The 24,781-nt window shown below is 66.2% G+C and carries 23 protein-coding genes; 5 read left to right on the top strand and 18 right to left on the bottom strand.

Features of this window, described 5'->3' with window-relative positions; translation table 11 throughout:
- Positions 1 to 28 precede the first annotated feature (28 nt).
- Positions 29 to 751, top strand: a complete 723-nt coding sequence (locus tag PKE71_RS01220; protein WP_271185133.1) for a retropepsin-like aspartic protease family protein — start codon at positions 29 to 31, stop codon at positions 749 to 751.
- 108 nt (positions 752 to 859) lie between these two features.
- On the opposite strand, the gene PKE71_RS01215 is transcribed toward PKE71_RS01220, so the two are convergent.
- Both PKE71_RS01215 and dusA read right to left on the bottom strand, forming a co-directional pair.
- On the bottom strand, positions 860 to 1,675 hold the full coding sequence (locus PKE71_RS01215) for a sulfite exporter TauE/SafE family protein (RefSeq protein WP_271185132.1): 816 nt from the start codon (positions 1,673 to 1,675) through the stop codon (positions 860 to 862).
- A 2-nt stretch (positions 1,676 to 1,677) separates the two neighbouring features.
- Positions 1,678 to 2,673 carry a tRNA dihydrouridine(20/20a) synthase DusA gene (gene dusA / locus PKE71_RS01210; RefSeq protein WP_271185131.1) on the bottom strand — a complete coding sequence of 332 codons (996 nt, stop codon included), beginning with the start codon at positions 2,671 to 2,673 and terminating at the stop codon, positions 1,678 to 1,680.
- Between the two features lie 161 nt (positions 2,674 to 2,834).
- On the opposite strand from dusA, the gene PKE71_RS01205 reads away from it, so the two are divergent.
- The 4 genes from PKE71_RS01205 (at position 2,835) to PKE71_RS01190 (ending at position 8,376) form a co-directional block, all read left to right on the top strand.
- Positions 2,835 to 3,386: a hypothetical protein gene (locus tag PKE71_RS01205; protein WP_271185130.1), complete on the top strand. Its 552-nt coding sequence runs from the start codon at positions 2,835 to 2,837 to the stop codon at positions 3,384 to 3,386.
- 82 nt (positions 3,387 to 3,468) lie between these two features.
- The gene (locus tag PKE71_RS01200; RefSeq protein WP_271185129.1) at positions 3,469 to 5,046 is read left to right on the top strand and encodes an EAL domain-containing protein; all 1,578 of its coding nucleotides are present in this window, start codon (positions 3,469 to 3,471) and stop codon (positions 5,044 to 5,046) included.
- Positions 5,047 to 5,068: 22 nt separating this feature from the next.
- On the top strand, positions 5,069 to 5,629 hold the full coding sequence (locus tag PKE71_RS01195; RefSeq protein WP_271185128.1) for a response regulator: 561 nt from the start codon (positions 5,069 to 5,071) through the stop codon (positions 5,627 to 5,629).
- 59 nt (positions 5,630 to 5,688) lie between these two features.
- A complete protein-coding gene (locus PKE71_RS01190; protein ID WP_271185127.1) occupies positions 5,689 to 8,376 on the top strand; it encodes a sensor histidine kinase in 2,688 nt (895 codons plus the stop codon).
- Between the two features lie 27 nt (positions 8,377 to 8,403).
- Here the strand turns inward: PKE71_RS01190 and PKE71_RS01185 are convergent, their stop codons facing one another.
- The 16 genes from PKE71_RS01185 to PKE71_RS01110 all read right to left on the bottom strand — a co-directional run bounded on the left by PKE71_RS01185 (position 8,404) and on the right by PKE71_RS01110 (position 24,730).
- Positions 8,404 to 8,970, bottom strand: a complete 567-nt coding sequence (locus PKE71_RS01185) for a periplasmic heavy metal sensor (RefSeq protein WP_271185126.1) — start codon at positions 8,968 to 8,970, stop codon at positions 8,404 to 8,406.
- Positions 8,967 to 9,380, bottom strand: a complete 414-nt coding sequence (locus PKE71_RS01180) for a hypothetical protein (protein WP_271185125.1) — start codon at positions 9,378 to 9,380, stop codon at positions 8,967 to 8,969. Before PKE71_RS01180 ends, PKE71_RS01185 begins: the two co-directional genes overlap by 4 nt.
- The gene (locus PKE71_RS01175) at positions 9,377 to 10,072 is read right to left on the bottom strand and encodes an RNA polymerase sigma factor (protein WP_271185124.1); all 696 of its coding nucleotides are present in this window, start codon (positions 10,070 to 10,072) and stop codon (positions 9,377 to 9,379) included. The genes PKE71_RS01180 and PKE71_RS01175 overlap by 4 nt, the downstream gene beginning before the upstream one ends.
- Positions 10,060 to 10,614 carry an EF-hand domain-containing protein gene (locus tag PKE71_RS01170; protein ID WP_271185123.1) on the bottom strand — a complete coding sequence of 185 codons (555 nt, stop codon included), beginning with the start codon at positions 10,612 to 10,614 and terminating at the stop codon, positions 10,060 to 10,062. Before PKE71_RS01170 ends, PKE71_RS01175 begins: the two co-directional genes overlap by 13 nt.
- Positions 10,615 to 10,691: 77 nt before the next feature.
- Positions 10,692 to 13,490 carry a bifunctional [glutamine synthetase] adenylyltransferase/[glutamine synthetase]-adenylyl-L-tyrosine phosphorylase gene (locus PKE71_RS01165; protein ID WP_271185122.1) on the bottom strand — a complete coding sequence of 933 codons (2,799 nt, stop codon included), beginning with the start codon at positions 13,488 to 13,490 and terminating at the stop codon, positions 10,692 to 10,694.
- Positions 13,491 to 13,622: 132 nt separating this feature from the next.
- Positions 13,623 to 15,053 (bottom strand): sensor histidine kinase, encoded by a 1,431-nt coding sequence (locus PKE71_RS01160; RefSeq protein WP_271185121.1) that lies wholly within the window; start codon positions 15,051 to 15,053, stop codon positions 13,623 to 13,625.
- Between the two features lie 6 nt (positions 15,054 to 15,059).
- Positions 15,060 to 15,731 (bottom strand): response regulator transcription factor, encoded by a 672-nt coding sequence (locus PKE71_RS01155; protein ID WP_271185120.1) that lies wholly within the window; start codon positions 15,729 to 15,731, stop codon positions 15,060 to 15,062.
- Positions 15,732 to 15,742: 11 nt separating this feature from the next.
- On the bottom strand, positions 15,743 to 17,254 hold the full coding sequence (locus tag PKE71_RS01150; protein WP_271185119.1) for a DegQ family serine endoprotease: 1,512 nt from the start codon (positions 17,252 to 17,254) through the stop codon (positions 15,743 to 15,745).
- A 167-nt stretch (positions 17,255 to 17,421) separates the two neighbouring features.
- Positions 17,422 to 18,645 carry a bifunctional alpha/beta hydrolase/OsmC family protein gene (locus PKE71_RS01145; protein WP_271185118.1) on the bottom strand — a complete coding sequence of 408 codons (1,224 nt, stop codon included), beginning with the start codon at positions 18,643 to 18,645 and terminating at the stop codon, positions 17,422 to 17,424.
- A gap of 71 nt (positions 18,646 to 18,716) precedes the next feature.
- A complete protein-coding gene (ccmE, locus tag PKE71_RS01140) occupies positions 18,717 to 19,190 on the bottom strand; it encodes a cytochrome c maturation protein CcmE (protein WP_271185117.1) in 474 nt (157 codons plus the stop codon).
- The gene (locus PKE71_RS01135; protein WP_373878783.1) at positions 19,190 to 19,783 is read right to left on the bottom strand and encodes a DUF938 domain-containing protein; all 594 of its coding nucleotides are present in this window, start codon (positions 19,781 to 19,783) and stop codon (positions 19,190 to 19,192) included. The genes ccmE and PKE71_RS01135 overlap by 1 nt, the downstream gene beginning before the upstream one ends.
- Before the next feature lie 148 nt (positions 19,784 to 19,931).
- Positions 19,932 to 21,236 (bottom strand): hypothetical protein, encoded by a 1,305-nt coding sequence (locus tag PKE71_RS01130; protein WP_271185115.1) that lies wholly within the window; start codon positions 21,234 to 21,236, stop codon positions 19,932 to 19,934.
- 115 nt (positions 21,237 to 21,351) lie between these two features.
- The gene (locus tag PKE71_RS01125) at positions 21,352 to 22,737 is read right to left on the bottom strand and encodes a sensor histidine kinase (protein WP_271185114.1); all 1,386 of its coding nucleotides are present in this window, start codon (positions 22,735 to 22,737) and stop codon (positions 21,352 to 21,354) included.
- A complete protein-coding gene (locus PKE71_RS01120) occupies positions 22,734 to 23,411 on the bottom strand; it encodes a response regulator transcription factor (RefSeq protein WP_271185113.1) in 678 nt (225 codons plus the stop codon). Before PKE71_RS01120 ends, PKE71_RS01125 begins: the two co-directional genes overlap by 4 nt.
- Before the next feature lie 10 nt (positions 23,412 to 23,421).
- Complete coding sequence (locus tag PKE71_RS01115; protein WP_271185112.1) at positions 23,422 to 23,772, bottom strand: PepSY domain-containing protein; 351 nt, start codon at positions 23,770 to 23,772, stop codon at positions 23,422 to 23,424.
- Positions 23,773 to 23,836: 64 nt separating this feature from the next.
- A complete protein-coding gene (locus PKE71_RS01110; protein WP_271185111.1) occupies positions 23,837 to 24,730 on the bottom strand; it encodes a J domain-containing protein in 894 nt (297 codons plus the stop codon).
- Positions 24,731 to 24,781: the final 51 nt, after the last annotated feature.

The raw sequence follows: 24,781 nt of genomic DNA, 5'->3' as shown, positions 1-24,781 counted from the left end.
CCTCATTCGTGGAAGGGGGCCGCTGAGCATGCGGCATCTGGTGACCCGTTTCGCCCGCCCGGCCCTGCTGGCCGGCCTCGGCCTGCTCGCCCTGAGACTGGTCCTGTGGCCGTTCTGGGACGGTCTCGATCCGTCCCTGCGCCTGCTCGTGGCAACGGCGATCATGCTCGTACTGCTGATTGCCCTGTTCGGTGCCGGCTTCGCGCCCGCGGGCACCCGTCACCGCAACCTCGTCACCTGGCTGAGTGTTGCGGCCATGATCGGTGTCATCCCCGTCTTCGACCATGATTTCGAAGACCTGGAATACCAGCGCACCTGGCTTGCACCGCCGGCCGCCGTGAGCTCCCAGACCTTGCAGGATACAGCCGCCGGCGTGCCGCAGAGCGACGGACCCATCGTGCTCAACCGCCAGCGGGACGGGCATTACTATATCGAGGCCGAAATCAATGGCGCCCGGGTGCCCTTTCTGGTCGATACCGGCGCCAGCGGCATCGCCCTCACGCTCAGCGATGCCGGACGTATCGGCATCCGCACCCACAGGCTGGATTTCTCGATACCGGTATCGATGGCGTCCGGTGAAGCCATGGCCGCGCCGGTGACGATCCGCTCGCTCGACCTGCGGGGACACCACTTCGAGGAGATACCGGCCGTTGTCATGCCCGGCGGCGAGATTTCGCTGCTCGGCATGTCGGTTCTGGAACAATTCAGCTCGCTGGAAATCCGCGAGAACCAGCTGATCCTGCAGCCCTAGGCAGAACCATTTCCTGCGGAACCGGTTTCCACTTCACCGGATCACGCTCGACTTGAGCTGCCGCGCGATCGAACCGGTGAACCGGTTCCCACTTCACCTGATCACGCTTCAGCCGCCGGTCACCGCTTCACGGACCAGCATGAAGCCGACCACGACCAGTCCGATGGCGAAGAGACGCTTCAGCGTCCGCTCCGGCAGGTCGTGCGCCAGCTTGGCCCCCACCGGCGCAACGAAAAAGGCGCTGCTGGCCAGAAGCGCGAAACCGGGCCCGTTCACATAGCCCAGCGACCAGGGCACGACTTCATGCCCCCAGCCATTGACGATGAAGCCGATCGCACCGGGCGCCCCGATCGCGACACCGAAACCGGCAGCCGTGGCCACGGCCTGGCGGATCGGCTTGCCGCACAAGGTCATCAGGGTGACACCCATGACGCCGCCACCAATACCCATCAGCGCCGAGAACACCCCGATCGTGCCGCCGAGGCCGATGCGGGCGATCCCGCCGGGCATGTCCTCGCGCAGGGTCCAGTCGGGCCGGCCGAAGAAGAATTGCAGGGAAAGCAGCATCGCCATGCCGCCGAAAATGCCGGTCAGCATGCGGCCGGAAAGATAGTGCGCGATCACCGTACCGATCAGCGTGCCGGCAATGATCCAGGGCGCCCATTCGCGCAGCACCTTGAAATCCACCGCCCCGCGCTTGGCATGCGCCGAGACACTGCGCAGCGAGGTCGCGACAATCACCGCCAGCGAGGTCCCGACCGCGACATGCATCACCCGCGGATCCTCATAGCCCAGCGAGTTGAAGGCGAAGTAGAGCGCCGGCACCATGACGATGCCGCCGCCGATCCCGAACATGCCCGCGATCAGTCCCGCAAACGCGCCCGTGGCGGCCATCGCCAGGACCAGAACCCAGATATCCTGCATCGCTATGCCGCCTCGTCATGCGGCACGACTGCCGCCAGTGCCTCGTCGATCACTTCCAGCCCCGCGCCGCGCTTCGGCGCCTTTTCCGACAGGATACGCCGCCACAGACGCGCACCGGGCTGGCCGGTGAAAAGACCCAGCATGTGACGCGTCATGTCGTGCAGACGCGTGCCCTTGCCCAGCTGGCTTTCCAGATAGGGCCGGTAGGCATCGACCGCCTCGACCCGGCTGGCAACCGGATCGGCCTTGCCGAACAGCCGGCTGTCGGCCTCGGCGAGTATCCAGGGCGTGTGATAGGCGGCACGGCCCAGCATCATCCCGTCCAGCGGCACCGTTTCCGCGAGCCCCTGTTCAAGCGTTTCCAGACCGCCATTGAGGATGATCTCGAGCTCCGGGCGCTGCGCCTTGAGGCGGCGCACCAGGTCATAGTCGAGCGGCGGAACCGTGCGGTTTTCCTTCGGGCTCAGGCCTTTCAGCCAGGCCTTGCGGGCGTGCACGGTGAAACTCGTCACCCCGGCCGCCGCGACCGTCTCGACAAAATCGAACAGGGCCACTTCGGGATCCTGCTCGTCGACGCCGATCCGGCATTTCACCGTGACCGGTAGCGACACCGCATCCTGCATCGCCTTCACGCAGTCGGCGACCAGCGCCGGTTCCTGCATCAGGCAGGCCCCGAACCGGCCCGACTGCACGCGGTCGGACGGGCAGCCGACATTGAGATTGATCTCGATATAGCCGAAGCCCCCGGCAATCCGGCTGGCCTTGGCCAGGTCGGCCGGATCGGAACCGCCCAGCTGGATGGCCACAGGATGCTCGGCCGGATCGAAACCGATCAGCTTGTCCCGGTCGCCATGGATCACCGCCTTGTCGACGGCCATTTCGGTATAGAGCAGAGCCTCCCGGGTCAGGACACGGTGAAACGCCCGGCAATGCCGGTCGGTCCAGTCCATCATCGGCGCCACGCAAAGGCGGCGGTCGGGCGTGCTTGCTGCAGTCATGCGCGCCATTTAGCGCGGACCGCCCGCCGAACCAAGTCGCCGCAGCGCACAATCCGTTCAGCGACACGGCACCTCCGCAAGCAAAACATCAAATTAGACCTGTTCGCTTCACGCCATTTCAATCCCGGTCTGCTTTTCTGGAGCGGCGAGGGAGGCACTTCATGGCCAAGGCGATCTATCACAAGCATCAGCGCGTATTCGTCCGCCCGGTGGGAACCTGGGCGCTTGTCGAACAGGTCAAGCCGCAATGGGTGAAGGATGTCGAGGAGCCCGTGCGGGTCTATTACGACTGCGGGCTCGGCCGCGACTTCGTGGCTGACGAGCTTGCCGCCGAACAGGCCGACGAGATCGACACCGCGAGCTGGCGCGTCCTGCGGGCCCGGAACAAGTGGCAGGCTGTCGAGGAATGCGCCCACCACCCCTATCCCGGCACCTTCCCGGTCGTGGTCACCGAGAGCATGGACTGGGGCGGTTGGCGCGTACCGGCCGCGGAGTATGATCGCGACCCCGCGCGCATCGAGGGGCAGGCCCGGCTGATCGCCAACGCGCCGCACCTGATGGCGATTGCCGAGCAACTCGCAAAGCTGGCCAGCGAGGATGGCGAACTCCCCCCCGCATTAGCCAAGCTGAGCCACGAAGCGAGTAAAACGCTTCGAGAAATCAACACGATACCTTCCAGCAAGGATAACGGCAAGTCACGCCGGGCCGCCTAGGCAACGGATAAAAATTTAATCGCCTTCTAACGTTTAGCTGTGAATTTGAGGGTTCTGTCTTGAACGGGATCGGGCCGCTCTCATGTCGCTTGTCGAACAACGCAATCGCTTTTTATCCTTCGCCTTTACTTCGGCCGATATTCTTGTCGAAACGGATTCGTCCTGTCGCATCACCTACACGGCCGGCGCAGTCGCAGCCCTCGGCTCCAGCCAGGCGGGCACCGACAGCGACGGTGTGGGGGATCCGCTTGAAAGCCGGATCGACCGCACCTCACGCCCGATCCTCAAGGCGCTGGTCCGCCGGCTGAAGCCCGGTCACCGGCTCGGTCCTGTCCGCATCACGATCGACGGGCGCGAGGCCCAGCTTTGCGGCTGGTCGCTGGGCGATGACAGCCGCATCCGCTGGTCGATCTCCTTCAACGCCATGCATGCGCCGGACGATGTCGACCCCCAGGCCTTCGAACGCAGTGCCGAAGGTGCCATCGCATCGGCGCGCAATACCGGCACCGACATGGCCATGTCAGTCCTGCGCATCGAGGCCGGCGACGATATCGAACGCCTGATCGGCCCGGCCAATGCCGAACAATTGCGCACATCCGTAGCCGCCTCCTGCGCCCTGGCCATCGGCAATGACGGCGTTGCCCGCCAGATCGACGCGGCGCGCACAGCCCTGATCCATGCCCGGTCCGTCGACCTGGCAGGCCTGCGCGACGAGGTCATGGCGACACTCAAGGGGTTTGACCTGGGCGAGGCCGATGTCCGCATCGAGTCGGTCTGCGATGCGCCCGAGCTGGAGCCGGAAATTGCCGTTCAGGCCTTCCTGCATGCGATCAATGAAGCCGCCGACAGCGGCAAGGCCCTCGATGTGATCTCGCTGCAGGAGACCGCCGACCGCCTGATGCACGAAACCCGCAAACGCATGACCGAGCTGCGCACGACGATTGCCGGCCGCGTGATCGAACCGCACGCCCAGCCCATCGTCGACCTGGAAACCGGCAAGGTGCATCACTACGAGCTGCTGCTGCGCCTGCCCGGCGGACGGCCGATCGAGGAGAGCGTGGGCTTCGCGGAAAGCACCGGCCTGATCCATGAAATCGACTATGCGATGACCGAGATTGCGGCACAGTTCCTGCGCGATGATTTCGACCGCCCTGCCCTGGCGGTCAACCTGTCTGGCAAGTCCCTGACCAACATGGCCTGGGCCAAGAAATTCCTGGCGCTTCTCGCCGATCTGAAGATCGATCGCAGCCGGCTCATGTTCGAGCTGACCGAGACAGCCTCGGTGAAGAACATCAAGGCCGCCAACAATGTCATCGCAAAGATCCGCGAGCGCGGACATGCGGTCTGCCTGGACGATTTCGGCGCCGGAGCTGCAGGCTTCCACTATCTGCGCGACTTCCCGGCCGATGTGGTGAAGATCGACGGTTCCTATGTCCGCAACGCTTCGCGCTCAGAACGCGATACCATTCTGCTGCGGGGGATGATCGACCTCTGCAACGCCCTGGGCACGGAAACCGTTGCGGAAATGATCGAAAGCGAAGCGTCCGCGAAACTGATGCGGGAGCTTGGCGTTCGGTACGGACAGGGTTTCTATTTCGGTAAGCCTGTTGCGCTAAAAGAACTCAAGGATCCGCGAATCAACAAAACGCGGGCAGCTTGAGCCAAACCACGAGACCGCAGCCATGGCCGCAGATTTCAGCCGCGTCAGGACGCTTATCGTCGACGACAACACCTACATGCTGACCATCCTGCGGACGATTCTGCACGGTTTCGGGATCAAGCAGATCTACGAGTCGCGCGACCCGGCGGAAGCCTTCGACATGGTGCGTTCGGACTCGATCGACATCATCATCACCGACTACCAGATGGACATTCTGGACGGGCTGGACTTCGTGCGCCTGGTGCGCACGGCGGACGACAGCCCCAATCCGCTGGTGCCCATCATCATGTTGAGCGCCTATTCCGAGCGCTCCAAGGTCATGGCGGCCCGCGATGCCGGTGTGACGGAGTTCTGCTGCAAGCCGATTACCGCGAAGGAGATGTTCTCCAAGATCGCGGCGGTGATCAACGAGCCCCGCCCCTTCATCCGGAACCGCCATTATTTCGGCCCCGACCGGCGCCGGAACGATCCGGACAAGTCGACCTACAAGGGGCCGGAAAGACGCAAGAGCCGCCAGAAAGCGGCCGCCAAGGACGAGGGTGGGGAAAACGAAGCGACGAAGCCGGCGCAGACCGGCTCGTGACGCCAAGCCCGGTGTCGACAGCACAGGCCGACACACCCTAGTTTGAGGCCATGAATCACATGCGGTTCGATACGCGCCCGTCCCCGGACAAGGCGACCCGCGCCCCTTCGCCGGGCGAGACGGGGAAGGTGCGTGCCTCGAAACGCGGAACCGGCGCGCTGTGGATCGTCATGGCGGTGCTGCTTTTCACCCTCGCCTATGGCGGCATTCTGCTGGTCAAGATCCAGCAGGAACGCGAGACGCTGATCACCGAGGCCGAACGCTCGCAGGCCAATGCCGCCGGCTATCTGGCCGAACGCGTCACCGCCCGCATCGCGGAAGCCCGCTATGCCCTCGCCTTTGCCAGCGCGGACCTGCGCGACACACCGATCGACGAGATCGTGCCGGCTGCTCGCGCACGGCTGAGCGCGATCGGCGATTCCGACATCGTCGAGGACGTCGCCATCCTGCTGCCGGACGGCCGCACCATCGCCGCTGCCAATCCGGGTGACGGCCTGCGTGAAATGGCCGGCCAGGCGCTGGACGCCCCGTCGGGCCTGACGGCGGAAATCGTCGACGGCCAGCCTGCGCACCTGGTGCTTGCCGTGCCGGTGCAGCTGTCAGACGGCACGGTCGGCGCCTTCGTGGCCCGGCTCGCGACCGATCTCGTCCTGCCGGACTGGGGCGATGAACGTGTGGTCGCACTGGCTGACAGCAATGGCGGCATGCTGGCCATCCGTCCGCAGATGCGCAGTGTGCGGGCCGGCACGCCGCTGGCCTCGCGCTTCGGCCTGGACGATGCCTTTGTCGACCGCCTGGCCGGCGAAGGCGGCGGTGCAACCTCGGACGCGCGCTTCGGCGAGGAGCGCGTGACCTTCGCCGTCGCGCCCATCGCAGGCACCGAACTGCGCGTCTATGCGCTCGGCGCGATGCGGATCAACCAGAACGCCTGGTACCGCACCATCTCCTTTTACGGCCTGATGTTCATTGCACCGATCTTCGTTGCGATGGGGCTCAGCGCACTCGTCTTCACGCAGATGGGCCGCCTGCGCTCGACCCGCCAGCAGCTTGAGGACAATGAGCAGCGCTTCCGCGTCGCCATCGAGGGCGCGCGGTGCGGTGTCTGGGACTGGAATCCGGAAGCCGACACTGTCTTCATCACCGACAGTCTTGCGCGGATACTCGGCATGGAGACTGCCCTGGAATGCAGCGGCAGCGAATTCCTGCGTCTCTTCTCCAAGCCCGACCGGGAACGCCTGCGCGCCGCGATGCGCGGGGCGCCGGCCGGCGGCGAGGTCGATCTGGAAGTCCTGGCAGCGCACGCCGCCGTCTGGCTGCAGATGCGGGGCCGCATCCTGCCCGGCGCCGTCGGCAGCGACCAGGCCCGGATCGTGGGCGTGGCCATCGACATCACGGATCGCAAGGGCGCCCAGGCCCGCGTCGTGGCCGCCGAAAGCCGGTTGCGCGCAGCACTAGAATCCATGTCGGAGAGCTTCGTGCTGTGGGACTCGCGCCACCGTCTGGTGCTGTGGAACCGCAAATTCCGCGATGCCTTTGACTTCTCAGACGGCATGCTGAAGCCGGGCATGAGCTATGCCGCGGTCGAGCAGGCCGCCGCACGGGCCATCAAGACCGTTCATGGCGGCACGGAAAACAAGGCGGCCTACGAAATCGAACTCGCCGACGGGCGCTGGCTGCACTATTCCGACCGCGCCACGGCCGATGGCGGCATGGTGAGTGTCGGCGCCGACATCACCGATCTCAAGCACCATGAAGCTGCCCTGACCGAGAACCAGGCGCAATTGCGCAAGACCGTCGAGGATGTGAAGCGCTCGCAGGCCCGGATCGCCGATCTCGCCCGCAAGTACGAGGCCGAGAAGATCCGCGCCGAGGAAGCCAACCGCTCCAAGTCTGAATTCCTGGCCAATATGAGCCATGAGCTGCGCACGCCGCTGAACGCCATCAACGGCTTCTCCGAGATCATGCTCAAGGAGATGTTCGGGCCACTGGGTGACGAGCGCTACACCGGCTACATGAAGGACATCCTGACGTCCGGCCAGCACCTGCTCGAGCTGATCAACGACATTCTCGACATGTCGAAGATCGAGGCCGGCAAGATGCAGCTCCAGCCGGAGCCGACCGATGCGAGCGAGCTGATCGGGCAATGCGTGCGCATCGTCCGCGGCCGCGCCGAAGAGAAGCGCCTGCAGCTGCGCGCCGATGTCTCGGACCTGCCGGAAATGGAGCTCGATCCGCGTGCCTTCAAACAGGTGATGATCAACCTGATCTCGAACGCGGTGAAATTCACGCCGGAAGGCGGACGCGTCACGGTGCGCGGCTTCCTGTCCGGCGTCGGCGTCGCGTTCCAGGTCTCCGACACCGGGATCGGTATCGCCAGGGAAGACCTGCCCCGTCTCGGCCGGCCGTTCGAGCAGATCGAGAACCAGCACTCCAAGAGCCACCAGGGCTCGGGCCTCGGTCTGGCGCTGTCGAAGTCGTTGATCGAGCTGCACGGCGGCACGCTGACCATCGACTCGGTGCTGGGTGAAGGCACGACGGTGAATGTCGTGATGCCGATCAGCCAGGACCAGCCGATAGACCTCGACGCGCTCGCCGAGATAGAGGCCGACGCCTATTCCGACATCGACGACAATGACGATATCAACCGTGTCGAGGCGCTGTTGTCCGAAGCGATGGATGACGGTTTCGATGCCGATGACGAGTTCGTCGACAGCGCCACGACGGCCCGGCTCGCGGCGGGCGAATAGCGAAGGCGCTGTGCCCGGGCTGGCGGCCTAATCCGGACGCGGGCCGTCGGGCGGCGGCGGGCGATCCCCTTGCGGACCTTCACCCCGGTCGTCACGATGGCGGCGATACCCGTTACCATCCCGCTCCCGGGTCGCCTCGAGCATGCCCGTCCGGGTCTCTGCATCGAGCTCGGACATGAGATCGAGCATGACATCCTGAAGCCCCAGCTCCAGCGCCTCGCGCGAGGCGCGCAGACGCTCCAGGGCATCGGCAGCGGCATCACGGTCGAAGGTTTCCGCGCGTACCGCGGTTTCGAAATCCTCCCGGGCCTGGCGGCTCTGGGCGAACAGGGCCCGGATCTCGTCGATATTGTCGCGCGCGCGCTGACGCGCCTCCTCGCGGGCCTCGCCGGGCAGGGCGAACAGCATATCGCGCATGTCAAAGCCTGCGCGGCGGGAATCGTGATGCCGGCGCTCACCCCGCCCGCGGTCTTCGTCTTCCGCCTGCCGCCAGTCCGGGCCTTCCGTCGTGCGGTGCAGGAGGAAGCCGGCCAGCACGCCATTGGCGAGAACCGAGACCAGAAGGGCGGCGATCCAGGGTGTGGACGGTTTCAAACGTCATCTCCCAGCCAGGTGATCCAGTCTTCATCCAGACCGGCATAGGCATCCGCGGCGGCATACAGCGTCGGGGTCAAGGGTTCCGTGACCGTGAGCGCGCCACTGGCAAAGCCGATGAAGGCGCCCACCAGCAGGGCGGCCGCAGCGGCAGCCGGGATCTGCCAGCGCACAGGCGCGGCCACCGGCGCCGGAAAGCGGTTAAGGATCCGGCGTTCGAGCAGTTCGGAGGGTTGAGCGTCGGGCCGGCCAAGCCAGTCATCCAGCAGAGCCTCGGCCTGCAGGGCGGCATCGGCGACATCCGGATACGCATCCGCAAAGGCCATGGCGGCCGCGCGTTCAGTCTCGGGCCAGCGGGCCGGATTGGCGCCGTAGGCCTCCACGATCTGGATAAAGCGTTCTTCGGTCATTGCGTTGCACCGTAGCGGGCATCTCTCTGCCCTGTATAGCTGGCCATCAGGTCCGGGGCATCCCCGGTCAGAATGGCCTTCAGTTTGCGCCGGCCGCGGGCCAGCAGGGATTCCATCGCCTCGACAGAGACCGACATGATGTCCGCCGCGTCGATATTGCTCATCTCCTGGAAATGGACGAGCTCGAGCGCCTGGCGTTGCCGGTCGGGCAATTGCGCCATCGCGGCCGCTATCCGGTCGCCACTTTGCGCACGGGTCATCGCGGTCTCGGCGTCCGGCGCACCGTCGATCTGTTCCGGCGGCGTGTCGGTCAGCACCTCGCGCCGCCGGCGCAACCGGTCATAGCAGAGATTGATGGCTATGCGGCACATCCAGGTGGAGACCTGGGCCGAACCGGCCTGCCAGCGCGGCGCGGCTTTCCAGACCCGTATGAAGGTCTCCTGCGCGATATCCTCGGCCTCCATCTCGTCATTCAGCATGCGACGAGCCAGGCCGAGAACACGCGGCAGGTTGCGCAACATGAGCAGGCGGGCGGCCGACCGGTCACCGCGGCCGACGCGGACGATCAGGTCCGCATCGTCCGGTTCGCCGGCCGGATCGCGGACACGGCCTGAAACCAGGCTTTCTCCAGCCGCCGTGTCGTCGCCCATGCCGCGCCCGTCAAACATCGCGATGGCGCTTAGTCGCGCCACCAGAAGCGGCGATCCTGACGGCGCTCGACCGAAGCGTCCAGCTCTGCCGGCGTCACGACACCGTCTTCGTCGCTATCGAGACGGTTGAACAGGCGGTTCTCGCGTTCCAGGAATTCGGCGCGGGAGATACGGCCATCCTCGTCGGCATCGGCGCGCATATGGCGCGGGCCGCCTTCGGAACCACCGCCCCGGCGGCCCCAGCGGCGGCCTTCGCCGTCTCCGGCCCGCTCGGCGCGTTCCTCAGCCCGGATCGCACGCATGCGGGCATGGACGGGCGACTGGTCGGCCTCGTCGAGATAGCCGTCGGAATTGCGATCCATCCAGGCGAACATTTCCGCCTGCAGGCTGTCCACTTCGGCCTGTGTGATGGAATTGTCGCCATTGGCGTCCGCTGCGCGCAGCACCATCATGGCATGGCCATGACCGCCATCGCGGCCGCCGCCATGCCCGCGCATGCCGCCGGGACCGGCAGCCTCGGCCGCAGCACCGGCCAGCATCAGGGTCGAACCGGCGAGCAGAACGATCATCTTGGTGTGTTTCATGACAGAATTTCCTTGTCCTTGATCACCTCGCTGACCCTTCAACGCCGGTGGCCGGAAATTCCGTCGCGGGCCCGTCGTCAGATTTTTCCGACATGGCGGCGGAAACACTTCCGCACCCGCCCCGCCCGCGCATCGAGCGCGGTTTCGAGTTCCGGCAGACTGCCCACACCGGCCAGCCCGGCGAAGCGTTCGGCAAAGCCGGCACTCGCAGCAGACGGATCGAAACCGGACCCGTGCGCACTTCTCATCAGCTGCAGCAGTCCGAGATAGAGATCCAGCGACGCGGTGAGAAATTCCGCATCCTCGACCGGCAGCACGCCGCAATCCGCCAGCGCCGCCAGCGCGGCCCGGGTCGACGGCCGCAGCACGTCCTTTTTCGACGCATGGGCCAGCTGCAGGGTCTGGGCGATGAATTCGATATCCTGGATGCCGCCCGCCCGCGCCTTGAGATCCCAGGGGCCGCGCGCCGGCTTGGCCTCCTCCAGGCGTTTGCGCATGGCCAGCGCATCCTCACGCACACCCCGGCCGTCGCGCGGCCGGGTCAGCGCATCGCGCATGGCCGCACTCACCCGCCCGGACAGGGCCGTGTCACCCGTGACGACCCGCGCCCGGGTCAGCGCCATCATCTCCCAGGTCCAGGCCTCGCCGGGATAATAGGTCTCGAAACGCGCGACACTGACGGCAACCGGCCCGGCCTTGCCCGACGGCCGCAACTGCATGTCGACCTCGAACAGCTCGCCCTCTTCGGTCGGCGCCGAAAGCGCCGAGATCAGACGCTGGGCGAAACGGCCGAACCAGGACTGGGCATCGCCCTCGCCCTCATAGACGATCATGATGTCCAGATCGCTGTCCGAGGCGAGTTCGCGGCCGCCCAGCTTGCCCATGCCCAGAACCACGAATGTGCCCGGCATCGTGCCGAAACGGCGCTCGGTTTCCGCCTGCGCCGCCTGTGCCATCGCGGCCAGGGAGATTTCCGCCATCGACGAGAAGGCGGCACCGGCCTGTTCGGCACTGACCGTTCCCCGCAGGACCTGGGCGCCGATCCGGAAGCGTTCCTCGCGCACCAGGCGGCGCGCCGTGTTCAGGGCCTCCTCATAGTCTCCGGCCCGCGCCAGCGCCTCCGACAGCAGCGTGCCGAAGGCGTCGGGCCCCTCGTCTGCCAGCGGTGCCGTGAAACGCCGGTCGAGCATGGCGTCGAGCAGGTTGGGCCGGCGGGCCAGGTCGGTCGCCATGCGCGGCGCCAGCGTGATGATCGATACAAGATCGGCCGCCAGTCCCGGCTCGTTCGACAACAGGGAGAGCGGCTGTACCCCCATGGGCAGGTTTTCGAAGAAGCCCGCAAACCGGACCAGCGCCGCGTCCGGCTCCCCGGTCGCGGCCATGCGGTCGACAAGCTGCGGTGCAATCCGGGCAAAGAGCGAACGCGCCCGCGCCGTGCGAACGGCGCGCACGCGTCCGGCGGCCCAGCCATTGAGACGCTTCCAGACCGCCTCGGGCTCGGCGAAGCCCAGCCGGTCGAGCGTGGCGAGCGTGTCCGGCGTCGGCTCGACACCGGTCAGGATCAGCGATCCGGCTTCCGATGCCAGCGGCTCGTCATCCTCGAACTGGTCGGAAAAATGCCCGTGCACACGCCGCAGGCAGGCCTCCACCGCACCGTCGAAGGCCGTCAGGTCGTCATACCCGGCCATGGCAGCGATGGCGGCACGATCCGCATCGCTTTCGGGCAGGGTCTGGCTGGCTTCGTCCTGGCGCATCTGCACGCGGTGCTCCCACGCGCGAAGACGGCGATAGTCGGCGGTCAGGGTGTCGACCACGTCGGCCTCGACCACATCGGCCTCGCACAGCGCCCGCAGGGCATCCAGTGTTGCGGGCAGGCGCAGCGCCTCGTTGCGCCCGCCGAATACGAGCTGCGGGATCTGGGCGTAGAACTCGATCTCGCGGATCCCGCCGCGCCCGAGCTTGAGGTCATGCCCGGCAGGCCGCACCTCGGCCCGGCGGCCGACGGTCTGGATCTGGCGGGCAAGGCCGCGGATATCGTCGACGGCGGCGAAGTCCAGCGAGCGGCGCCAGATGAAGGGCTGCATGAAGCGCAGAAAGGTCTCCGCCGCCGCGAAATCGCCGGCACAGGCGCGCGCCTTGATCCAGGCGGCCCGCTCCCAGGTCTGGCCGAGGCTCTCGTAATAGTTCAGCGCCGCTTCGGTCGAGATCACCACCGGCGTGGCCCCCGGGTCCGGCCGCAGGCGCAGATCGACGCGGAAGACATAGCCGTCAGCGGTGATTTCCTGCAGCGTGCGCACCACGGCCTGGACGAGGCGTGGCAGGCGCTTGCGCGGTTCCTGATCCTCCGGCAGCACCAGCGCATCGGCGTCGTAGAGCACGACCAGGTCGATGTCGGAGGAGTAGTTCAGATCGCCGGTGCCCATCTTGCCCAACGCCAGCACGAAGAGGCCGGGAAGCGGGTTGCCGGCGGCTTCCGGCGGAAAGGCCCGCCCCTGCCCGGCCAGCAGCCGGACATGCCCCGCCAGGGCACCCGCGACGGCCGCATCCGCAAAGCGGGTCATTGCCGCGGTCACCTGCTCGACTGACCAGATGCCGGCCAGATCCGCCAGCCCGATCACCAGATGGGAGTCGGCCTTGGCCTGGCGCAGCGCCCGGTCGAGCGCATCGGCATCCGGCGCGGCTTCACCGGCAATACGGGCATTGTCGATCGCATGATCGATCAGGCTTTCCGGCGGCTCGACCGCGCACGCGGCCAGTGTCGCCGGACGCCGCTGGGCCAGGCGCGCCAGATAGGGCGCAGCGTCGAAAACCGTATCCAGAAAGGCCTGGGCGGGTGCAACGCGCGAACGGACGGCGTCGGGAAGTGCCTCGAACACATGGACACACCGTCCGGGCTTGCCGCCTGGCAGGGGCCTGCGCCCTGCGTCGAGAATGGGGGCCGTGTGTGTCATCACAGGCAAACTGGCGCGATCCGCACTGAAGGTGAAGTCCTGCTTTGCGTTACCGGATTATCCGGCTTCCCGCGGTGCCTTGGGAAAGCAGAGCGATGCCCGCAGCCCCGGTCCATGACCGCCCGCCACAACGCCCGGGCCTTCATTCAGTTCGAAGCGGCCATTGTGGACATCGGCAATCGCCTGGACCAACGACAGACCCAGGCCAGAGCCCGGCTGGGAGCGCGAATTGTCCAGACGCACAAAGCGCTGCACCACGCGTTCGCGGTCGACATCGGGAATACCGGGGCCTGTATCGGTCACGGAGAACTCGATCATGCCCTCGCCCGTCTCGCGCAGCCGCAGGGTCACGGCCCCGCCGGCCGGCGTGTACTTGACGGCATTGTCGAGAATATTGGCGAGCGCCTGTGACAGCAGACCGCGATCGCCCAGCATGGCCAGGCCCGGCTGGATCTCGCTGGCAAAGGACAGGCCGTCATCCTCGCAAACCGGCTCGTACAGCTCGGCCATATCTGCGGCGATCTCGGCCGGGTCGAGGCGCACGATCGAGGCCCGGCTCTCACCGGCTTCCAGGCGCGACAGGGACAGGATGGCATTGAAGATGCCCAGCAATTCGTCGGTATCGGCCACGGCCCGCTCGAGCGCCTGTTCGCGGGCATCGAGATCGCCGTCGTCGCGCAGAGCCTCGTCGAGCCGGTTGCGCATACGCGTCAGCGGCGTACGCAGATCGTGGGCGATACTGTCGCCGGTGTGGCGCATGCGGTGCATCAGTGCCTCGACCCGGTCGAGCATGTTGTTGAAATTCTCGGACAGCTCGTCGAGCTCGTCGCCGGTATAATTCCGCGGCGCCCGCGGCTGCAGGTCACCGGCCCGCACCCGGCGGGCGACATTGTTGATCTTGTCCAGACGGCGCACGAAACGGCGGCTGACGAAGATACCCGCTGCCACGCCCAGCGCCAGCGCCAGGGCGGAGGCCGCCAGGATCGTGTTGAGCATGCGCGAGATCAGGCGCGTCTCGTCGTCGACATCCAGGCCGACAAACAGGCGATAACCGGACGGGAGTTCCACGATCTGGCCGCGGACAATCCGGTCTTCCTTCTCGTTGTCGTCATCCACACCGCCCGCGGGAGGCCGGCGGTAAGTGAACTGGACCCGGCCCTCCTCGTCCGGCTGGACTTCGGGCAGGAAGCTCAGATTGCCGAGGGTCCGCCCCGACGGATGGATGAGCAGGTAGAGATAATCGCCACCGCCCACCGTGCGCTGGAGAATATAGAGGCGGATATTGTCGATGCCGCCGGACTGGAACCGGTCGTTGAGGACCTGAACCTCGTCGTTCACAACCGCGTCTGCCCGGCGCACGACCATGCCGGCCGAGGCCGCATAGACGAAGCCCAGGATGACGAAGCTGGACAGGGCGAACAGCGCTGCCGACAGGAGGGTCTGCCGGAACGCTGTCGTCCTGAGAAAGGCGGCTCTGCGCTGGGTCACGCCCGATCAGGCCTGGAGGCGGTAGCCGGCCCCTCGCACGGTGTGCAGAAGCGCCCGCGGGAAGGGTTTGTCGATCTTCGAGCGCAGTCGTGAAATGTGCACGTCGATCACATTGGTCTGGGGGTCGAAGTGATAGTCCCAGACTTTTTCCAGCAGCATGGTGCGTGTCACCACCTGACCGGAATGCTTCATGAGGAATTCCAGCAGGCGGAATTCCCGCGGCTGAAGCAGGATTTCCTCGCCGTCCCGGACAACCGTGCGGGCGAGGAGATCCATCTCCAGATCGCCCACAACCAGCTTGGTGCGGACGGTCTCCGGGTCCCGGCGCCGGGCGAGTGCCTCGACGCGGGCCAGAAGTTCGGCAAAGGCGTAGGGCTTGACCAGATAGTCGTCGCCACCGGCCTTGAGGCCTTCGACGCGGTCATCGACCTCGCCGAGGGCGGAGAGGATGAGGACCGGCGTGCGATCCTCTTCCCCGCGCAGGGTTTCAACCATGGAGAGGCCGTCCATGCGCGGCATCATGCGGTCGACGACGAGCACGTCGTAGTCCGCGGCGCGGGCCATTTCCAGGCCCTCTTCGCCGTCACCGGCGTGGTCGGCCACATGGCCGCTCTCGCGCAGGCCCTTGCGGATATAGCTCGCGGCCTCGCGATCGTCTTCGACTATCAGGATGCGCACCCCGGTCTCTCCTATTCGTCTTCTTCATCCAGCTCGAGCGCGACATAGCGTTGGCCGCCACGCGTCTCGACCAGGAGCAGAACGGCCGTTCGGCCATCTTCACGGGCGCGGCTCACCGCAGCCCGGAACTCGTCGGGCGACGTGACCGGCGACCCGCCGGCTTCCAGAATGATGTCACCGGTTGTCATGCCCTTGCGGGCCGGTTCGGAGTCACGCGCGAGCGCAGTGACCACAAGGCCATTATCGCTGCCCGCGAGCCCGGCACGCTCGCGGTCCTCGTCCGTCATCGGGACGAGGGTCATGCCGAAATAGGATTCCTCTGCTTCGGCCTGACCGACATTCTGCATCGCGTTGAGATCGGTTTCGCTGGGACGGTCGCCGAGGCGCACGCGCAGGGTCCGCTCCCGTCCATCGCGCATGACAAGGAAGCGCACTTCCTCGCCTGCGGCGAACGATCCGACCCGGCGGGTGAGGTCGCGCGAACCTTCAACGGGCTCGCCATTCACTTCCAGGATGACGTCTTCACGCTCGAACCCGGCATCGGCAGCCGGACCGCCCGCCGTGATGGAGCTGACGATCGCGCCACGCGCTTCTTCCAGGCCCATAGCGCCGGCAATATCGTCGGTGACATTCTGGATCGAAACGCCCAGCCAGCCGCGCGCGACACGGCCGTCGCTCTTGAGCTGCTCGACGATCCGGGCGGCGACATCGGAGGGGATGGCGAAGCCGATACCCACATTGCCGCCGGTCGGCGAGAAGATCTGCGAATTCACGCCGATCACATTGCCGGCGAGATCGAAGGTCGGACCGCCGGAATTGCCGCGATTGATCGGGGCGTCGACCTGGATGAAGTCGTTATAGGCCGCATTGCCGATCGGACGGCCGATGGCGGAGATGATGCCGGCCGTCGCCGTACCGCCCAGGCCGAAGGGATTGCCGACAGCGACAACCCAGTCGCCGACGCGGTAATTTGCGTCTTCCTCAAGCGTCACGAAGGGGAAGTCGACATCGGCTTCGACCTTCAGAAGTGCCAGGTCGGTCTGTTCGTCGAGGCCGACAATGCGGGCCTCGTATTCGCTGCCATCGCTCAGGCCGACCGTGATTTCCTCGGCGCCGGCGACGACGTGGTTATTGGTGACGATGTGGCCCTCGGCATCGATGAAGAAGCCCGAACCCAGCGATTCGCGTCCGCGCGGCATGGCGGGACCGTTATCGCCAAACCGCTCGAAGAATTCGCGGAATTGCGGCGGCAGGCGCTCGAGATCCGGGGACATGTCGGGCTCCCGCTCGCGCGGCGGCGTGCTGGCGCGGATCGTCACGACAGCCGGGCTTACCGTCTCGATCAGGTCGGCGAAGGACATCGGCGCGCCATCGGGCACTGCGGCAGCGAAAGGCGGGCGGATTTCCGTTTCCTGGGCCATGGCGGGCGTACCGAGCGGGAGCGCCAGGGAAGCGGCGGCCACGGTGGACAGGGCCAGAAGCGAGACACCGCCAAGGCGGCGCATGCGATCAACAGAAATCATGGGACAGAACAACCTTCCTCGTTGCGAATGTGTGCTGCGTACGAGCACGAACTTCACGCCTGACGGTTATCCGGCGCGTTTCTCGAACATTACAATAACATTACTTCCGGTAAGATGCCGGACATGTTTCACCCAACGCCCAGCGCCTGCAGGCGGTTTCGTGTCAATCACACCGGCCGGGTGCGGATCACGACCGGATCGTTCAGGGTGCGGTGAACCGGGCATTTGTCGGCAATTTCCATCAGCCGGGCGCGCTGATCCTCGTCCAGATCGCCCTCGATCCGGATCGAGCGCTCGATGATGTCGACCTTGCGGGCCTCGCCATCGACGGTCGCCTCACCGTCCTCGGCATGGCCTTTCTCGTGGTGCAGCGTCACCGTCACCCGCTCGAGCGGCCAGTCCTTGCGTTCGGCATACATGCGCATCGTCATCGAGGTGCACGCGCCCAGCGCTGCCTGCAGGTACTGATAGGGCGACGGGCCGGAATCATGACCGCCGACGCGCTCCGGCTCGTCGGCCAGCATCACGTGATCGCCGATCACGACATGATTCTCATAGCGCCCCTGTCCGGTCTCGGCGACCACGACACCGCCCTCGCCGGCCGGTTCCGGCACGCGGTCATCCCGCTCCTCGGCCACATAGCGCGCGGCCCAGGCGGCGATCACATCGGCGATATAGGCGGCATCCCGACGATCGCCGATCAGGTGATCGGCGTGGTCCAGGCTGACGAAACTCTTGGGATGGCGCGCTTCCAGGAAGAGGCGCGAGGCATTGTCGATCCCGACCACCGCATCGACCGGCGAGTGCGCGATCAGGAGCGGCTGCTCCAGCGATCGGGCCGCAGCCTCGACATTCTGGTCGGCGATGTCGTCGAGAAACTGGCGCGTGACGGTGAAGGTCCGCCCGCCCAGCCTCGCCTCGGCCTGGCCGTCGCGCTCGATGGCATCGGTATCGACGCCCATCGACTGGATGACATGGCTGGCATCGGCCGGCGCGGCCAGCGTGGCGACGGCTTTCACCGAAGCGATGCGTCCGGCCGCCACGATCGCCGCCGCCCCGCCCAGGCTGTGCCCGACAAGGAGCGCCGGTGCCTGATACTCGCGCTTCAGGAATTCCGCCGCCTTTTCGATATCGGCGACATTCGAGGAAAAGCTGGTCTCCGAGAATTCACCTTCCGACTCACCCAGGCCGGTAAAATCGAAGCGCAGGACGGCAAAACCGCGATCGGCCAGGCGGCGCGAGATGCGGCTGGCCGCGAAATAGTCCTTGGAACAGGTGAAGCAGTGGGCAAACAGCGCATAGGCGCGCGGCGGGCCGCCTGGCATTTCCAGACGGGCGTCCAGCTGGTCCCCGCCGGACCCTTCGAAACTCACGCTCAGTGTATGCGCCATGCTGCGCCTCCGGTTCGCTCGCTCAACAGGTAGAGCCTGTGCGCCGGATCGCAAGCACCGGTGAGGCCCGGTCAGTCAGTCCCGGGCTCGCCCGCAGCCGCTTCGCCCTCGCCTTCGCCCTGCCAGACGCCCGCCTCGCGCAGCGCCTCGGCCACCTCGGGCGGCATGTAGGTTTCATCGTGCTTGGCCAGCACTGTCTCGGCGGACAGGAGGCCATGCTCGACAAACCGGCCCTGCACGATCACGCCCTGCCCCTCGCGGAACAGGTCCGGCAGGATGCCGGCATAACGCACGGTCACATTCGCGGCACCGTCGGTCACGACAAATCGGATCGTGCCATCGCTATCCTCGTCGACACTGCCGGTCTCGACCAGACCGCCGACACGGACGCGTTCGTCGAAAGCGGGATGCTCGGCCATCACCTCGCTGGGCGAATAGAAATAGACGATGGCGCTGCGCATCGCGGTCAGCCCGAGCCCGACGGCCGCGGCCAGCACGATCCCGGCAGCGGCAATGGTGGCCAGACGGCGGTTACGGTGACGCATCACGAAGCCTCGCGCTTTCGGAAAACCAGGGAGAGATTATTGGCCGGCATCCCGGCGCGGCTTTCCAGATCGAAACCGGCCTGGTCGAACACCGCAACAACGTCAGACAGCGCTCGCACACCCCAGTCCGGATTGCGGCTCTTCAGCGAGCGGTCGAATTCCAGATTGGACGGCGCCGTGGCCTCGCCCTCCCGATAGGGACCGTAGAGATAGACCGGGCCACCGGCCTCCAGCAGCGCGGCTGCGCCCGCTGCCAGATGTTCGGTCACGATCCAGGGCGAGATGTGAATCACATTGATGCAGACCAGGGCATCGGCCGCTCCGGCGGCCGCGAACCAGTCCGGGTCGCGCAGATCCAGCGCCAGCGGCGCGGAAATCCGCCCGTCCGCCTCGCTTGCCCAGGCAGCCTGGCTGCTGCGGGACCGGGCATCCGGATCGCTGGGCTGCCAGCAGATATCCGGGCGCTGCAGACAGGCGGCGACGGCATGTTCGCCCGTGCCCGAACCGATCTCCAGAACCTGCGCGTTCTCAGGAAGAATACCCGCCAGCATCCCGGCAATCGGCGTGCGATTGCGCGCCGCGCTGGGCGACATCAGGCGACCGGCATCGCTGTCCCGCGTCTCGAGTGCGATCGCCTGAGAAGTGGCCGGGGATGAGGAATGGGATGAGGACGGCGTCTTCATGACCGTCGAGGTAGTCCGGCCGGGCCTGCGGTGCAAGCCGGGAGTGCCGGGCGGGACGCTATGCCGCGGCGGCCAGGCCGCGCCGGCGCAGGATATCGGCAAGATCTTCGCGCCCGGCCGCATCGAGCAGGCGCGCGGTGATTTCCAGCCCGTCCTGGGCGGTGGTCCGGTTCTGACCCTCGCTGTCCGCGATAAGGTCCACCAGCATGGCGCCGGCATCCTGGAGACGCTTTTCAGCCGCGTCGGCGATACGCTTCTGCGTGCTGGCAATGGCCGCCGCCGTCGCGTGGGCCCGGCAGCTGGACAGGAAGTAGAGCAGGCCCTCGGCCCGGTCGATCGCCTGTTCCGGCGGCAATTGCGCGGGAATGATCCGCCCGCTGCGCCCGCGGCGCGGTTCCGGCAGGCCGGTATCCAGCGACAATGGCACCTTGTTGAGGGTCTTCTCGACATTGGACGACGCCTCGGCCCGCAGGCTGAACAGCACCTGTCCCCAGCGCCCGGCCTTTCGGATGCCGAACTCCTTGGTCATGCCGGTAGAGTGCGCAACGAAACGGTCGAACAGATCGAAGGCTGCCTTCGCCTCTTCCAGCGTCTGCGGCGGCTGTTTCAGCTTGGCAGCAAAATAACCCGTATCGGCCAGCACGGCGTCGCCGACAGCGGCCATGTCGGTCTTGGAGACGACGAGATCGTCCTCGCGATTGCCGATCTTGGCGACGGCGCGGAATATCTGCCAGGGATAATCCAGCCGTCCGATCGTCAGCAGCAGGGTCCACAGGGCCGCTTCCGGGCTTTCTGTCGACAGGCGCTCGTAATTGTCCTTGAGCGTGTAGACGAGTTCCTCGTCCAGCTCCTCGATCCGCTCGGGAATATCGATCATCGCCTCGGCGATTTCCTGCGAACAGCTGAGCAGCGTCGCCGCATCGGCCAGCATGCCCTTGGCATCCGGACCGAAGCGCTTGGTCAGCGCCGTCATGTCCTTGGGTACGCGGTCGGCAGCCTGGATAGCGGTCTTCAGGGCCTGACCGGCTTCGCGGCGAAACTCGAACCAGACCGGATCCTTCTCCGGCTTGCGGCACTTCTTGGCACGCTCGACCGTATCTTTTGCCAGTTCACGCGCCAGCCAGCCCCAGATCTTGGAGAGATCGTCGGGAGAAAAACGGAAGCGCGAGGGCGGTGTCTCGCCGGGCGTACCGACCATCGGCCGCAGAGGGGCCAGAATGAAGGGTTTCGCCAGTTCGGCTGCCGGCTTGCCGACGCTGTCTTCCAGACTGGTCAGGATTTCATGGAGCGCGGCTGATTGCGGATCGGCGTCCTTGCCGGCCTCGACGGCCGAGCACAGGGCCGCCCGCGTGTTCGCAGGCATCCTGCGCCACAATGCTTCGAGCTGAGCCCGCTTGCTTGGCGATAAAGTCACCATAGGCCAAAATAAATCCGCCTTACCCGTCCCTTACTTTTGAACACGCAAGGTTAAAGACAGTTTATCGACTGGTCGCAGGCAAGTCGATACGGGCGGAGAGACCGCCGAGTCCTGAACGCGACAGGGTCAGCTCTCCGCCATAGGCGTGGGCAAGGTCCGACACGATCGCCAGGCCCAGCCCCGATCCCGGCGCCTTCTCGTCCAGCCGGACGCCGCGCTGCAGCGCCGACTGCGCCTCGCCTTCGTCAAGACCGGGGCCGTCATCCTCGATCAGGATCGCCAGGGTCCGCTCATCCGTGCGTTCAGCGCTGACCCGCACGGTTCCGCGTGCCCACTTGCAGGCGTTGTCCATGAGGTTTCCGACCATCTCCTCGAGATCCTGGCGCTCGCCGCGGAAACGCAGCTCGCCGGGAATATCGGCGGTGATCGTCAGGGCACGGGCCGCATTGATCTTGTCCAGTGTGCGCACGAGATCGTCGACGGTCGGGGCAATATCGGTGCGCGCACCGACGGCCTTGGCGTGTGCAGCCGCCCGGGCCCGGCGCAGATGATGCTCGACCTGTTCCGCCATGATCCCGGTCTGGCGCTCCACCAGATCGGCCAGCGCCCCCTGCGAGGTGCGCGCCTCATTGGTCAGCACGGCAATCGGCGTCTTGAGCGCATGGGCCAGATTGCCGACATGGGTCCGCGACCGCTCGACGAGCTCGCGGGAATGATCGAGCATGGCGTTGAGTTCGTCGGCCAGGGGCTGGAGTTCGGCCGGGAAACTCCCGTCGACCCGTTCCGCCTGGCCTTCGCGCACCTCGGCCACCCGGTCGCGCATGCGCAGGACCGGCGCCAGACCGATCCGGACCTGGAAGAAGACGCCCGCAGCGATTGCCGCCGCAAAACCGAGGAACATCAGGCCGGACGTGATCGCGAAAGTGCGCACATCGCGGTCCGCCGGCCGCCGGTCCTCGGCCGCCATGAAGACGACCAGGCCCGGGCGATCGGACAGTTGCACGGCCTGGCCGGTCAGACGCAGGGGTTCGCCGCTCGGCCCCTTCGTGTCCATTGTGACGACCGCGCCGGGCTCGGCCCGCAGCCGGTCGAGCAGCGCATTGCCAGGGACCAGGACCTCATCCCAGAGCGAGCGGGAGACGGCCAGCACCTCGCCGCCATCCGCGCTGCCGTCATCATCGAGGATCTGCCAGTAGCGGCCGGAAAACACCCGACCATAGGCCGGGTCCGACGGACGGCGCGCCAGCAGCACATCCCCGGCGGCATCGATTTCCACGGCAGCGACCAGTGCACCGACGACGCTGGTCAGCCGGTCGTCCAGTGTGCGCAGGATCGAGCGCTGATAGAGCGTGGTCAGCGCAATGGCGCCGAGCAGCAGCAGGACCAGCGCCCAGGCAGCCGCGCCGGCAAACAGTCTGAATGCCAGGGATGACCGGCGTTCCGTCACGAAACCGGCCGCGCCTCCGGGTCGACCAGGCGATAGCCCAGACCGCGGACGGTCTCGATCCGGTCATTGCCGATCTTCTTGCGCAAACGGCCGACAAACACTTCGATCGTATTGCTGTCGCGGTCGAAATCCTGGTCGTAGATATGCTCGACCAGCTCGGTGCGGGAGATCACCCGGTCCTGGTGGTGGGCCAGGTAGGACAGCATCCGGAATTCATGCGACGTTACCTTCACCGGCGCGCCATCGATGAAGACCCGTGCGCCGCGCGTGTCGATCGACAGTTCGCCGCACTCGATGGTCGAGGTGGTGTGCCCGGCGGCCCGGCGGGTCAGCGCGCGCAGGCGGGCCAGCAATTCCTCGGTATGGAAGGGTTTGGTGAGATAGTCGTCCGCGCCCGCATCGAAGCCCGCAACCTTTTCCGACCAGCGGTCACGCGCCGTCAGGATCAGCACGGGAAAGCCCTTGCCGCCCTGGCGCCAGCGCTCCAGCACCGTCACACCGTCCATCTTGGGCAGGCCCAGATCCAGCACGACGACATCATAGGGTTCGGTATCGCCCAGGAAATGGCCATCCTCGCCATCCAGCGCGGTGTCCACGGCATAGCCGGCATCCTCGAGGGCACGCCCAAGCTGGCGGTTCAGGTCCGGATCGTCTTCAACGACAAGCGCACGCATCTCTTTTCCCCTATCGTTCGTAGAGAATCCGCCCGTTACGGGCATCGGCCACAACATCCACACGCCGGCCATCGCTCGTCAGGATCTTGATGACGTAACGCGGCGCAGCCCCGCCTTCGAGCTCGGCATCGAGCACATTGGCACCGGGATAGCGCCGGCGAACGTCGTTGATCACGCGCAGGGCCGGCACGATATTGCCTTGCTGGCGCTCGTCACGCGCCTCGCTCGGTGAGTAGCGGCCCCGCGGATCCTGGTCCTGTTTCTGCGCCATCGCGGCCGATGCATCGGCATCGGACACCGTGGCCAGAGGCACCAGAACGCTTGCGAAGGCGCCGGCAATTATCAGCAGATGTCTCATCATGGCCCTTACTCTTGCGGACATCCCCTGAACCCGCGCTGAACAGGTTACTACCAAATCGTTCAGGTCACGACCGCATGCCCTTGCGCGGGTCGTAACCGGAGGGCGGCGTCCAGGTTTCCAGGAAATCCCGGAGCGCCTTGTCACTCGCCGGCAAGGCCACCATCAACCGCACCAGCTGGTCGCCGCGCTTGCCCTTTGCTGTTGCAAATCCGCGGCCGCGCAGCCGCAACAGCGTCCCGGAAGACGAGCCCGCGGGTACCTGCAGATCCACAGGTCCGTCAATGGTCGGCACACGCACCTTGGCGCCCAGAGCGGCTTCCTTGACGGAGATCGGCAGTTCCAGCCGCACATCATCGCCCTCACGGGAGAAATATTTGTGCTCGGAGACTTTCACCTCGATATACGCATCGCCCGCCGGACCGCCCGCCGCAGAGGCCTCGCCCTGGCCGCGCAGTCGCAGGACCTGGCCATCGGCCGCGCCGGCCGGCACAGCAACTTCCAGCTTGCGGCCATCGGGCAGCACCACGCGATGCTTGCCGCCCTGGGCGGCCTGCATGAAATCCACCGTCAGCGAGTAACGCACATCGGCCCCCTTGCGCGGCGGAGGCTGGCGCGTCTGCGTGCCGAAATCGGTGAACAGGTCGGAGAAAATGTCGCTGAAATCGGCGCCCTGGTGGCGCGATTGGCGGAAATTGAACGGACGCCGCCCGCCGGCACCGGCCGCGCCACCCATACCCGCTCCGAACCCGGCCTGCGCCGCCGCATCGTACTCGGCTCGCTTTTCCGCATCGGACAGGAGTTTGAAGGCCTGCGAGACCTTCTTGAAGCGCTCTTCCGCATCCTTGTTGCCCGGATTGGCATCGGGGTGCAGCTCCTTGGCGAGCTTGCGGTAGGCCTTGCGTATCTCCTCGGCCGAAGCGGTCTTGGAGACGCCCAGCGTCTTGTAGGGATCGTCCATGCTTCCTGTTACCACACCGGTCGGGGTCTACACGCCTTTCATGTAAGCGGG

This window comes from Maricaulis virginensis, assembly GCF_027922185.1.
GTDB lineage: Bacteria > Pseudomonadota > Alphaproteobacteria > Caulobacterales > Maricaulaceae > Maricaulis > Maricaulis virginensis.
Note: the sequence above shows the minus strand (reverse complement) of the source record. Positions and strands in the feature narration are given on the sequence as shown.